The organism is Bacteroides coprosuis (assembly GCF_020741705.1).
GTDB classification, from domain to species: domain Bacteria; phylum Bacteroidota; class Bacteroidia; order Bacteroidales; family Bacteroidaceae; genus Bacteroides_E; species Bacteroides_E coprosuis.
Genome location: NZ_DYYK01000187.1, coordinates 42,719 through 56,334 on the forward strand (window position 1 = coordinate 42,719; position 13,616 = coordinate 56,334).

Below are 13,616 nucleotides of genomic sequence, written 5' to 3' on the forward strand. Positions count from 1 at the left end.
AAATACTATAGAGACACTTTCTTTCTCTTGTATTTAGACTCATTATGTAATCGGTCTAAAGCTGTAACTACATAAGTATATTTTTTCTGACCATCCACATAAGGCAACTTATAGTACTCATTGGGTGTAATGGCTACAATATGAGAAGGATCTTCTAGGTCTATCTTCTGCCCCCTTTCAAAACGATAAATCACGTAGCGTATAGCCTCATCCATTAATGTTTTTGCCTTTGGTGCTGTCCAGAATAACATATATCCATCTATCGTCCAAAGACTTTTAACTTTACGAACAGATTTTGGAGCTTTATCATCCATAAAATCAAATACAGGTACAAGGGAAGGATATTTATTATATTCAGATACTAAAGCATCTAAATATCTACCTTCATTGGCTACTACAGATGTAGCAGGCCACTGACAACTACCACCGACAGACTGATATGAACGCTGAATACGCATTTTCAGAGGTAATTGGTTCATATTTGGATTGTTGGGATCAGCATGCTGAATAGTATTTGGAACAGATTGTCCAATAAAAAGTGGACGATTACTGCTGTTTTTAGCCCACCAATCTACTAAAACTTGATAATCTGCAACTGGATGTCCTACATGCCAATAGATTTGAGGAATATTATAATCTACCCAACCTTTATTGACCCATAATAAGACATCAGCATATAAATCATCGTAGTTTTGTAAGCCATTGGTTCTACTTCCAAATGGATTAGAGCGTTCATTTCTATAGATCCCGAAAGGACTTACACCGAATTTAACCCATGGTTTAATCTCTCTTACGGTCTCATGAATTTGCTTAATCAACAGATTCACGTTATCCCTTCTCCAGTCACCCTTATTTGTATATACAGAGCCTAACCTTCTAAAACTAGGATCATCATTAAACTCTATCCCGTCTTTAGGATAAGGATAAAAATAATCATCCATGTGTATCGCATCGACATCATATCTATTTACAATATCACTTACAATGCTACAAATGTAATTTCTATTTTCTTGAAGGGCTGGATCAAAAAACAATTGATTTCCATATTGAATAAAACGCTCGGGGTACTTTATATAGGGATGAGAATAAGCTAACTCTTTATTTATATTCATCATAGCTCTGTATGGATTTATCCATGCATGTAATTCCATACCTCGCTTATGACATTCTTCTACCATAAAAGCCAAAGGATCCCAATAAGGATTAGGTGCTTTCCCTTGTTGTCCAGTAAGAAATCTACTCCAAGGTTCTAAGTTGGATTCATAAAGGGCATCACCTTCAGCTCTAATCTGAAAAATAACAGCATTCATGTTTGCTTTTTTTAAAGCATCTAATTGATTCAGTAAACGCTGTTGTGCTTGTGCTGTAGATAAACCTTGAAATTGTCCATTAATAATCTGTATCCAACCCGCTCTAAACTCTCGTTTCGGATACTTTTGAGCCAGTAGATCTCCAGAGAATCCGAATATCAAAAAAATAATCAGTATAAAAAAAGGTATTTTACTCTTCATTGCTTATTTTAATTAGTTCGCAGCAAATATATACTTTTATTACCTCTTTTCATTATAAAAAGTAAAAACTGCAAACACTTTATACTATGTAACTTGTTTATTAAAGCAATTAGCATATCATAAGAAGTTTAATAAAAATCTACTTACTCAATTATGGGTAAAAAGAGGTACAAAAACATTAACTTTGCATTTCAATCAAAAAGAAGGAACTAAATGGCCGAAGGGAACTATATATCAATTAAAGGAGCTCGTGTAAACAACCTGAAAAATATAGATGTTGATATTCCTAGGAATAAACTTGTGGTTATTACTGGGTTATCAGGTTCTGGAAAATCATCTTTAGCTTTCGATACATTATATGCTGAAGGGCAGCGTAGATATGTAGAGAGCTTATCAAGTTATGCACGTCAGTTCTTAGGTAGAATGAGTAAACCTGAATGTGACTTTATAAAAGGTATTCCTCCTGCTATTGCCATCGAACAAAAAGTAAATAGCAGAAACCCAAGATCAACAGTGGGTACATCTACCGAAATATATGAATATTTAAGACTATTATATGCCAGAGTAGGCAAGACATACAGTCCTATCAGTGGTAAAGAAGTTAAGAAACACTCTATGAATGACATCGTAGAATGTATGTTGTCTTACCCAATAGGTACAAAATTTACAATTCTTACCCCTGTCCTTGTACGCCAAGATCGTACTTTGGAGGAGCAGTTGGATATGGATCTAAAACAAGGATTTAACCGAGTAGAAGTCAACGGAGAAATTATTCGTATTGATGCTTATACCCCCAACTCACAAGACCAAGTACATCTATTAATCGATCGAATGAAAGTCGATAATAGTAAAGATACAATTAGTAGATTAACAGATTCTGTAGAAACTGCATTGTATGAGGGTGCAGGAAATTGTATTCTTCGATTCTTCCTTCCCAACGGAGAAAATATCACTCATTCATTTAGTAATAAGTTTGAAGCTGATGGCATTGAGTTCGAAGAACCCACCGATCAGATGTTCTCCTTCAACTCCCCCATTGGTGCATGTCCTGAATGCGAAGGTTTTGGTAAAGTTATGGGCATAGACGAACACCTTGTTATACCCAACAGAGCATTATCTATTTACGAAAATGCAGTGTTTTGCTGGAGAGGTGAAAAGATGAGTGCATGGAAAGATAAACTGATCAGCAATGCAGATAAGTTTGGTTTTCCAATATTTACACCCTATTATGAACTCACAGAAGAACAAAAAAATATTCTATGGGAAGGCAATCAATATTTTGAAGGGATCAATGATTTCTTCAGTATGCTGAAAGAAAACCAGTACAAGAAACAGTACCGTATTATGCTTTCTCGCTATAGAGGAAAAACAACTTGTCCTAAATGTAAAGGCACTCGCTTAAAACCTGAAGCGAATTATGTTAAAGTTGGAGGTTTGAGTATTACTAAATTAGTAGATAAGCCAATAAACGAACTTAGCCTATTTTTTAAACATCTAGAACTCTCTGAATATGAATTGAAGGTTGCTACTAGAATATTGACTGAAATTACTAGCCGCATCCAGTTCCTTATTGATGTTGGTTTGGGTTATCTTACTCTAAATCGATTAAGCAACTCTCTCTCGGGAGGAGAAAGCCAAAGAATAAACCTAGCTACCTCATTGGGTAGTAGCCTCGTAGGTAGTTTATACATTCTAGATGAACCCAGCATCGGTTTACACAGTAGAGATACTGATAAACTTATTAATGTACTAAAACAGCTAAGAGATCTAGGCAACACAGTAGTTGTTGTAGAACACGATGAAGAAATAATACGGGCAGCCGACTATATCATTGATATAGGTCCGAAAGCTGGTAGGCTAGGTGGTGAAGTTGTTTACGAAGGAGATATGAATAACTTGCAACCCAATAGTAATAGTTATACAGTAAAATATCTTCTTGGGGAAGAAACGATACCCGTACCTCAACACAGAAGGCCTTGGAATAATTATATTGAGATTAAAGGAGCTAGAGAAAACAACCTTAAAGGTATTGATGTAAAATTCCCTCTTAATGTAATGACTGTAGTTACAGGTGTTTCTGGCTCGGGGAAAAGTACCTTAGTACAAGATATATTCTTTAGAGCATTAAAAAGACAACTCGATGAGTACACAGATAGACCAGGAGAGTTTACTGAGTTGACAGGTGATATAAAGTTACTAGATAACATCGAGTTTGTAGATCAGAACCCCATAGGGCGTTCATCTCGTTCTAATCCAGCCACATACTTAAAAGCTTATGATGAAATTCGTAAGTTATGGGCTAACCAACCTCTTTCTAAGCAAATGGGATATAAACCAGGTTTCTTCAGTTTTAATAGTGAAGGAGGAAGATGTGAGGAGTGTAAAGGTGATGGAACCATTACAGTGGAAATGCAATTTATGGCCGACCTTGTTTTGCAATGTGAATCATGCCACGGCAAACGCTTCAAGCAAGACACTTTAGAGGTTATGTATCATGGAGTAAATATTTACGATATTTTACAAATGACCGTAAATCAAGCTATTGAGTTTTTTGAGAAGAATAAAGAGCCCAAGATTGTGAAGAAGCTCAAACCTCTCCAAGATGTTGGCTTGGGTTACATTCGCCTAGGACAATCTTCTTCTACTCTATCGGGAGGTGAAAACCAACGTGTCAAGCTAGCTTTTTATCTAAGTCAGGAAAAAGCTAAACCTACATTATTCATCTTTGATGAGCCTACAACAGGACTTCACTTTCATGATATCAAAAAACTATTAGAAGCTTTTGATGCTTTGATCCTAAGAGGTCACACTGTCTTAATTATTGAACACAATATGGATGTGATCAAGTGTGCAGATTATATTATTGATTTAGGACCAGATGGAGGAGATAAAGGTGGTGAACTAATAGCCACTGGCACTCCTGAAGAAATAACTCAATACCCTAAAAGCCACACTGGATATTTCTTAAAAGAAAAACTAGAAAACAAAGAATAAAAAAACAGATACAAAACGGAGGTAAGTTATATGTGCTTACCTCCGTTTTTATATGTTACTCAATAAGATACCAGTCATTTATGCTAGGGATGATAAAGCATCATATCGGTGTCATGAGATTGCTTTGACACCGACATGTCATCATCATGTCAGGGATCTAGTTAGTACTTGCCTAAGACTTACAATAAGAAATTCAAGCACAACTCTCTTTATTTACTTTATTTCAAGAGACCACTAATAGAAAAATGGCCAATCCAAAAGAATTTAGATTGACCATTTTTAGTTTCTATTTATGTGATAGATTAAAAATAAAAGCTAAAACCTATCTTCAATCCAATCTTTGAGTTATCACTATCTTTCACACTCAAATCCCAATATACTGCTGGTTCAATAGTAACTGTTTTACTCAAGAAATAAGCATAACCAGCTTCTAATAAAAAAGCAAAGTCATTAGTCTTATCCATATGTTTGTACTGAATACTACTCAACTGCAAACCACCACTTAGGTAGATTCCAATATTATCAAAATAATACCTTGTTTTAGCAGCTAGCTTATATTTATCCACAGGACTAGACCAGTCACCACCTAGATCTGCTAAAACTGCCCAATTATCTTGTAAAAAATAACCGCCGCCCACTTCAAAACCAAAGTGTCCTTTTGATCCACTACTATATGATAAATCTAGACCAGTAATAGAAGTATTAACAATAAATTTACCTTCTTCAAACTGAGCACTTGCTCCAATAGTTGTTAGTAAGCAAACAACTAGTAATAATAATTTCTTCATATTTTATTTTTTATCAGGGTTACCCATCTCTTTTTCTCGCTCTTGTGCATATTTCTCTTTCCTACGAAGCACAAACCATAAAATTAAGATGATTAAATAAGAAAAGCCAATAGTCAGATACTCTTCCATTGTATTTTGTCTTTCTACAAAAACTAAAAAATAGAAGGCAACTAATGTGGTATAAATTAACAGCGCTCCTACTATCCAATTTGATTTTTTCCTTTTCTTTTTCATCATTTATACATATTATATCTTAACCAACAAAGATACAAAGGCATTAATTATATTCTTACACTTTCATGTATAAAAGTGAGAAATCTATTTATCTTTGCCTTATACAATGACTTAATACATTCTTTATGATCAAGAAAACAACCTATATATTACTCCTTTTACTTTCCCTAGGAACATTTGTTTCAGCACAACCCAAACAAGAAGTACGTGCTGCATGGATTACTACTGCATATCGCTTAGATTGGCCTCAAACATTAGCTCAAACACCCTCTTCCATGAAGCAACAACAGAGAGAGTTGATACAATTATTGGATCTTCTTAAAGAAGCTAATTTTAATACAATACTTTTTCAAGTAAGAGGACGTGGAGATGCTACCTATCCTTCAAAACATGAACCTTATAGTTCATCACTTACTGGTAGGTTAAATGGAAATCCTGGATATGATCCACTCCAATTTGCCATTGAAGAGAGTCATAAGCGAGGCATGGAGCTGCATGCTTGGGTGGTGGGTATCCCCATAGGTAGTGTAAGTTTTCATAAAAGTTTAGGAGCCAAATCTCCTATTAAAAAAGAACCTAAGTTATTTATCAGACAAGGATCTTACTGGTATCTAAACCCAGGTAATCCACAATCAAAATATTATTTAGGTAAAATAGTAAAAGACATTGTTGAACGATATGATGTAGATGGTATCCATTTTGACTACCTCAGATACCCTGATCGCTCCGCCAAATTCCCCGACAATCAAGATTATCAGAAATATGGTAAAGGTGTGGATAAAGCTCAATGGAGAAGAGACAATATCACTCAGATACTTAGTCATACCTATCACGAAATTAAAAGTGTAAAACCATGGGTTAAGGTAAGTACCTGCCCTATTGGCAAACATAGCGACACCAATCATTATTCTGCAAAGGGCTGGAATGCCTACAATGAGGTGTACCAAGATGTATTTAAATGGCTTGAAATGGGTATTCAAGACCAAATATACCCTATGATGTACTTTAGAGGAAATAACTTTTATCCTTTTGCCCTTGATTGGAAAGAGCAAAGCCAAGGAAGACATATTATTTCGGGACTAGGTATTTATTTCTTAGACGAAAAAGAAGGGAACTGGGCGAAAGAAGAAGTCCAGCGTCAACTTTATTTCGTGAGAGATAATCATTTAGAAGGACACGCTTTTTTTAGAGCTCAATTTTTAGCAGATGATACTAAAGGAGTTTACTCCTCTCTCGTAAATAACCATTATAAGTATCCCGCTTTAATACCTGCAATGCCTTGGCTTGACAAGATAGCTCCGAACAAACCTCAAAACTTAAAACTTAAAATTACGGAAGAATCGGCTATTCTATCTTGGAGTGAAAGTAAAGACAATGATGAGCATAACAAGCCAACCTATATTATTTATCAATCAGACAAGCAACCTGTCGATACATCTAAGGCTGAAAACATATTAGCAACATATATAAAAGGTACAAACTATGTCTATACTCCCATACTACCAATCAACAAGTATAAGTATTTTGCAGTTACAGCAATAGACCGATATGGAAATGAGAGTGAAGCTATTCAATTAGAATCCATGCATGATATTGAGATTGACGAGTAACAGGACATAATGCTAAATACCCTTCTACAATTTTACCCTCTTTAATCACAAGAGGGTATTTTTTTTGCATCCGTAAATGCTGCTGATATAAAACATCCATTTTTTTAGAATAATCTATTTTATAAATACCCGTACTATTACAATCTATATATCTATGATACAATTGATGAGCTAGTATGCCCATATTCATTCTTAAATTCACTTCAACACAAGGATGTATCCGAAAACAAGGGTAGCTTTCAAATTGACACACCATCATATCAACACCTAAACAACCTCTATAATCTGTTCCATAGAATTGTAATACTAGTTTTTCTATATCCCGTTGTATTTGCAGAAGAGCTTTTTTCAATCCATATTTTCTTTCTATATCTTCAAGAAAAGAGACATCAGAAATTAATTTATTACCTATATAAGCTCCATTAGCATTTGTCTCAAAGGAAGAATATCCAATAAAATGAATTTCACTAGAGGATATAATTTCAAACTCCATTGCAAAATCCAGTTCCTTAGAATAGATCGGTTCTCCAATCGCTGAATCTTGCTGAGCAATGGTGCGATTAAACCATTTTAGAGCAGCCTCATCCAATCCTCTCCTACACCACTTTAGCCCCTTACCACTTCCTGAAATTGGAGCTTTTAATATAAAACTATCATTTACAGAATGAAAAGATTCTAAATCAGGCTTACTCATTAATATTTGTGAAGAACCACAGATAAAATCATATTTGGGTAAATGCTTCAAAAGACGAGCTGCCATATCTCGGCGAGTTAAGTGTCTAAGGGCAGATAAATAATCATCTGTTGGACAATATGTATTTAATCCTAATTGCTTAAAAAATTTATTTATGGCTTTATTCCAGCCCCAGGGTGACAATTGTATATCACTTAGGTGAGAAGCCTCAGGATAAGTTAGTAAATCTACCTTTATAGGCAATATACTCTGTATCCACTCTAGATACTCGGTATTAGGATATGATTCGGCTAGAATAAGACTATCCTTTTCAGCATACCATAGAGGCAATAAAGCCAAATCTTTTGCCAGCTTTCTCGCAGACTGAGGAGGCATATAATTTTCATCATTATTGGCTAAGGCTAAATCGGATTCTGGATTAAACAGATATAATCTTCTCATAAAAACAAATCAATTTTAGGGCAAAAGTACATCTAATATAATAGACTATAAACTATACTTAGCTGTAAATCGATAATATAGGTTGTTACTCTCTCAAAATCAGTCAAAATATCAGAACACAAGAGATCTATTAGATTAATATTATTTTGCAATGTCCACTTTGCAATAACTAAAAATTAAAGTATATTTGCCTCGTGTATAAAACTAAATTATAGCATGGAATCATTCTACCGCACACACTACTATCTAATCGAGCATATCAATGCACCCATCAGAAGAGATTTAATGGATGAAATTGACTGGAGTGATCGATTAATAGGTATAAAGGGAACACGTGGAGTGGGTAAAACTACTTTTCTATTACAGTATGCCAAAGAAAAATTTGGAACAGATCGTTCTTGCTTGTATATAAACATGAACAACTTCTATTTTTCTGGGCATAGCTTAGTAGACTTTGCTGATGAATTCCAAAAACAAGGAGGTAAAGTTCTTTTAATTGATCAAGTCTTCAAATACGAAGATTGGAGTAAAGAACTTAAAAAATGCTATGATAGATTTCCAAACCTGAAAATAATATTTACAGGATCTTCCGTAATGCGTTTAAAAGCAGAAAATCCTGAATTAAATAACATTGTAAAGAGTTATAATCTCAGAGGTTTCTCCTTTCGTGAATTCCTTAACTATCAGACAGGTATGAAGTTTCAATCCTATTCTCTAGAAGAAATACTTACCTCACATGAAAAAATAGCCAAAGGGATTGTATCAAAAGTCAAACCTTTAGACTATCTTCAAGATTATCTTCATCATGGTTTCTACCCGTTCTTCTTAGAAAAAAGAAATTTCTCGGAGAACTTACTTAAAACTATGAATATGATGGTAGAAGTTGATATTTTACTGATAAAACAAATAGAACTAAAATATCTAGCTAAAATAAAAAAACTTCTTTACGCTTTAGCTGTTGATGGACCTAGAGCTCCAAATGTGAGCCAATTAGCAAAAATAATTGAGACATCTAGAGCTACGGTAATGAACTATATTAAGTATCTTGCAGATGCACGACTGATCAACATGGTTTATCCTATAGGAGAATCTTTCCCTAAGAAACCATCTAAAGTAATGATGCATAATACAAGTTTAATGTATTGTATTTACCCTATAAAAGTTGATGAATATGACATTATAGAAACTTTTTTCGTGAATTGCATGTGGAAAGATCACTCTGTAAATCAAGGAAACAGACAAATCTCTTACATCATTGATGAAAAAATGCCATTTAAGATTTGCTTGAAGGAGCAAATCCATAAAAACAACACTGATATCACCTATGCGGTGCATCAGTTGGAAATAGGTCATAATAATCAAATTCCACTTTGGTTATTTGGCTTTTTATATTAACTCAATTTTTCACTAAATAATATTAGTTATGACTAAACAGAAGAAATTCATTACTTGTGATGGGAATCAAGCTGCTGCACATATATCATATATGTTCACAGAAGTAGCTTCGATTTATCCTATTACTCCTTCTTCTACCATGGCTGAATACGTAGACGAATGGGCTGCGGCTGGTCGTAAGAATATCTTCGACGAGACAGTATTGGTACAAGAAATGCAATCTGAAGGAGGTGCAGCAGGTGCACTTCACGGATCTCTACAAGCAGGAGCTCTTTCAACAACTTATACAGCTTCACAGGGATTATTATTGATGATTCCTAATATGTATAAGATTGCTGGTGAACTACTACCTTGTGTATTCCACGTTTCAGCTCGTGCATTAGCTACTCAAGCATTATCAATTTTCGGTGACCACCAAGACGTTATGGCTGCTCGTCAAACAGGCTTTGCTATGTTAGTACAAGGCTCTGTTCAAGAAGTTATGGATCTTGCAGCGGTATCTCACCTAGCAACTCTTAAATCAAGAGTTCCATTTATGAACATTTTCGACGGATTCCGTACATCACACGAAATCCAAAAGATCGAAATGTTGGAAAATGAAGATTTAGCTCACTTGATAGATCAAGATGCTCTTAAAGAATTTAGAGAAAGAGCTCTTAATCCACACGAACCAGTAGCTCGTGGTATGGCAGAAAACCCTGATGTATATTTCCAACACAGAGAATCAGCTAACAGTTTCTACGAAGCTGTTCCTGCAATCGTGGAAGAATATATGGCAGAAATCACTAAGATTACAGGTCGTAAATATGGTCTATTTGACTATTACGGAGCTGAAGATGCTGATCGTGTTATCATTGCAATGGGCTCTGTTACAGAAGCTATTCGTGAAACAGTAGATCATCTAAATGCTAATGGAGAAAAAGTAGGTCTTGTAGCTGTACATTTATACCGTCCATTCTCTGCTAAACATTTCTTAGCTGCAGTTCCAAAAACAGCAAAACGTATTGCTGTTCTTGACCGTACTAAAGAACCAGGAGCTAATGGCGAACCTCTATACTTAGACGTAAAAGACTGTTTCTACGGAAAAGAAAATGCTCCAGTTATCGTAGGTGGACGTTATGGTCTATCTTCTAAAGATACTACTCCAGCACAAATCCTAGCAGTATACGAAAACTTAGGTTTAGCTATGCCTAAAAATCACTTTACTATTGGTATCGTTGATGATGTTACCTTCACTTCTCTTCCACAAGAAGAAGAAATCGCTCTTGGCGGTGATGGTATGTATGAAGCTAAATTCTATGGTTTGGGTGCTGATGGTACAGTTGGTGCTAATAAAAACTCAGTGAAAATTATCGGTGACAACACAGATAAACACTGTCAAGCTTATTTCTCATACGACTCTAAGAAATCAGGTGGTTTCACTTGTTCTCACCTTCGTTTTGGTAACGATCCTATTCGTTCCACTTACCTAGTAAATACACCAAACTTCGTTGCTTGCCACGTACAAGCCTATTTAAGAATGTATGATGTTACTAAAGGTTTAAAACAAAACGGAACATTCCTTCTTAATACAATTTGGAGTGGTGAAGAATTAGCAAAACACTTACCTAACAAGATTAAGAGACTATTTGCTAAACGTAATATTACTGTTTATTATATCAACGCTACTAAGATTGCTCAAGAAATTGGTCTTGGTAACCGTACAAATACAATTCTTCAATCTGCATTCTTCCGTATTACAGAAGTAATTCCAGTAGATCTTGCAGTAGAACAAATGAAGAAATTCATTGTGAAATCTTACGGACGTAAGGGTGAAGATGTTGTTAATAAAAACTATTCTGCTGTTGACCGCGGTGGTGAATACGAAAAACTAACTGTAGATCCTGCTTGGGCTAATCTTCCTGACGAAGAAGTTGAAACAAACAACGACCCAGCATTTATCAATGAAGTAGTTCGTGTAATCAACGCACAAGATGGTGACCTTCTTCCTGTATCTACATTTAAAGGTATAGAAGATGGTACATGGAAACAAGGAACAGCTGCTTACGAAAAACGTGGTGTTGCTGCTTTCGTTCCAGAATGGAATCCTGAAAACTGTATCCAATGTAATAAGTGTGCTTATGTTTGTCCTCACGCATCAATCCGTCCATTCGTATTAGATGAAGAAGAACAAAAAGGTGCAAACTTCCCATCATTAAAAGCTGTAGGTAAACAATTTAATGGCATGACTTTCCGTATCCAAGTAGACGTTCTTGACTGTTTGGGTTGTGGTAACTGTGCAGATGTATGTCCAGGTAATCCACGTAAGGGAGGAAAAGCTCTTGAAATGAAACCTCTAGAATCTCAATTAGAACAAGCTCCAAACTGGGAATATTGTGCAGATAAAGTGGGAACTAAACAACATCTAGTGGATGTAAAAGCGAATGTGAAGAACTCACAATTTGCAACTCCTCTATTTGAATTCTCTGGTGCATGTTCTGGTTGTGGTGAAACTCCATATGTTAAATTGATTACTCAATTATTTGGTGACCGTCAAATGGTTGCTAACGCTACTGGATGTTCATCAATCTACTCTGGTTCTGTACCGTCTACTCCATACACAACAAACGAAAGAGGCGAAGGTCCAGCTTGGGCTAACTCTCTATTCGAAGATTTCTGTGAATTTGGTCTAGGAATGGAATTGGCTAATAGCAAAATGCGCGAACGCCTAGCAGACCTTATGACTAAAGCTCAATCTTGTGCTTCTTGCTCAGATGAACTTAAAGGTCTATTCCAAGAATGGATTGACAACAAAGACAATGCTGATAAGACAAAAGAACTATTTGATAAGATTGTTCCTCAAGCTGAAGCTTGTGGTTGCGATATCTGCAAAGACATTCTTGGTCTAAAACAATACATCGTTAAACGTTCACAATGGATCATCGGTGGTGATGGTGCATCATACGATATAGGTTTTGGTGGTCTTGACCACGTGATTGCTAGCGGTAAAGATGTAAACATTATGGTACTTGATACTGAAGTTTACTCTAACACTGGTGGACAATCTTCTAAAGCTACTCCTCTAGGAGCAATCGCTAAATTTGCTGCTTCTGGTAAGAGAGTACGTAAGAAAGACCTTGGTATGATGGCTACAACTTATGGCTATGTTTATGTTGCTCAAATTGCAATTGGTGCAAATCAAGCTCAAACATTAAAAGCTATTCGTGAAGCTGAAGCTTATCCAGGACCATCTCTTATTATTGCTTACTCACCATGTATTAGCCACGGTTTAAAAGCTGGTATGGGTAAAACTCAAGCAGAACAAGCTAAGGCTGTTGAATGTGGTTACTGGCACTTATGGAGATATAATCCAGAACTAGAAGCTGAAGGTAAGAATCCATTTGTAATTGACTCGAAAGAACCTGAGTGGGATAAATTCCACGACTTCTTAATGGGTGAAGTTCGTTACCTATCAGTAAGAAAACAATATCCAAAAGAAGCAGAAGAACTATTTGCTGCTGCTGAAGAAAACGCTAAGTGGAGATACAAAAACTATGTCCGCATGGCTAATCTAGATTGGAATGGCGAAAAAGCTGAATAATTAAAATTCATATAACAAAAAAGAGGGTGTGTCAAAAGGTCACATCCTCTTTTTTTTGTTTAAAATGTCTAGTCCTAACATAGCGTTACACTATACTCAAAACCATTATGAAAAGTAAAGAAAGACCGTATGTTAGGCGTAGTCAAAAAGACTATAGTATGCCCTTTAAATTATCCGTAGTTCAGGAATATGAAGAAACCGATATCTCTTATAGCGCTTTAAGTCGAAAATATAGAATACAAGGTAGTGATACTATCCGTCAGTGGGTAATCAAATATGGCAGTACAGATGTTATATATAAAATATCCTATCCTATGAATAAACCCAAAGACCTAAAAATCGTTAAGCTCGAAGCTCAAATAGAGATGC

8 protein-coding genes and 1 pseudogene are annotated in these 13,616 nt (G+C 35.5%); 5 read left to right on the forward strand and 4 right to left on the reverse strand.

Annotation, left to right across the window (positions count from 1 at the left end; all coding sequences use genetic code 11):
* Positions 1-5 precede the first annotated feature (5 nt).
* Complete coding sequence (locus tag K8V80_RS11325; protein ID WP_276778118.1) at positions 6-1,511, reverse strand: glycoside hydrolase family 10 protein; 1,506 nt, start codon at positions 1,509-1,511, stop codon at positions 6-8.
* Between the two features lie 213 nt (positions 1,512-1,724).
* On the opposite strand from K8V80_RS11325, the gene uvrA reads away from it, so the two are divergent.
* Positions 1,725-4,505 carry an excinuclease ABC subunit UvrA gene (gene uvrA, locus K8V80_RS11330; protein WP_276778120.1) on the forward strand — a complete coding sequence of 927 codons (2,781 nt, stop codon included), beginning with the start codon at positions 1,725-1,727 and terminating at the stop codon, positions 4,503-4,505.
* Positions 4,506-4,807: 302 nt separating this feature from the next.
* On the opposite strand, the gene K8V80_RS11335 is transcribed toward uvrA, so the two are convergent.
* On the reverse strand, positions 4,808-5,293 hold the full coding sequence (locus K8V80_RS11335) for an outer membrane beta-barrel protein (protein WP_006745687.1): 486 nt from the start codon (positions 5,291-5,293) through the stop codon (positions 4,808-4,810).
* A gap of 3 nt (positions 5,294-5,296) precedes the next feature.
* Entirely contained in the window at positions 5,297-5,530 is a 234-nt protein-coding gene (locus tag K8V80_RS11340) for a hypothetical protein (RefSeq protein ID WP_276778124.1), read from the reverse strand.
* Positions 5,531-5,652: 122 nt separating this feature from the next.
* Here K8V80_RS11340 and K8V80_RS11345 point away from each other — a divergent pair, with 122 nt between their 5' ends.
* A complete protein-coding gene (locus K8V80_RS11345; protein WP_276778125.1) occupies positions 5,653-7,137 on the forward strand; it encodes a glycoside hydrolase family 10 protein in 1,485 nt (494 codons plus the stop codon).
* On the opposite strand, the gene K8V80_RS11350 is transcribed toward K8V80_RS11345, so the two are convergent.
* Positions 7,094-8,272 carry a hypothetical protein gene (locus K8V80_RS11350; RefSeq protein WP_276778128.1) on the reverse strand — a complete coding sequence of 393 codons (1,179 nt, stop codon included), beginning with the start codon at positions 8,270-8,272 and terminating at the stop codon, positions 7,094-7,096. The two genes, K8V80_RS11345 and K8V80_RS11350, sit on opposite strands and share 44 nt — an antisense overlap.
* 216 nt (positions 8,273-8,488) lie before the next feature.
* On the opposite strand from K8V80_RS11350, the gene K8V80_RS11355 reads away from it, so the two are divergent.
* The 3 genes and pseudogenes from K8V80_RS11355 to K8V80_RS11365 all read left to right on the forward strand — a co-directional run.
* Entirely contained in the window at positions 8,489-9,667 is a 1,179-nt protein-coding gene (locus K8V80_RS11355; protein WP_006745691.1) for an ATP-binding protein, read from the forward strand.
* Between the two features lie 28 nt (positions 9,668-9,695).
* The gene (gene nifJ / locus K8V80_RS11360) at positions 9,696-13,247 is read left to right on the forward strand and encodes a pyruvate:ferredoxin (flavodoxin) oxidoreductase (RefSeq protein WP_006745692.1); all 3,552 of its coding nucleotides are present in this window, start codon (positions 9,696-9,698) and stop codon (positions 13,245-13,247) included.
* Positions 13,248-13,354: 107 nt separating this feature from the next.
* Positions 13,355-13,616, forward strand: a pseudogene (locus K8V80_RS11365) (IS3 family transposase); the annotation flags it as partial.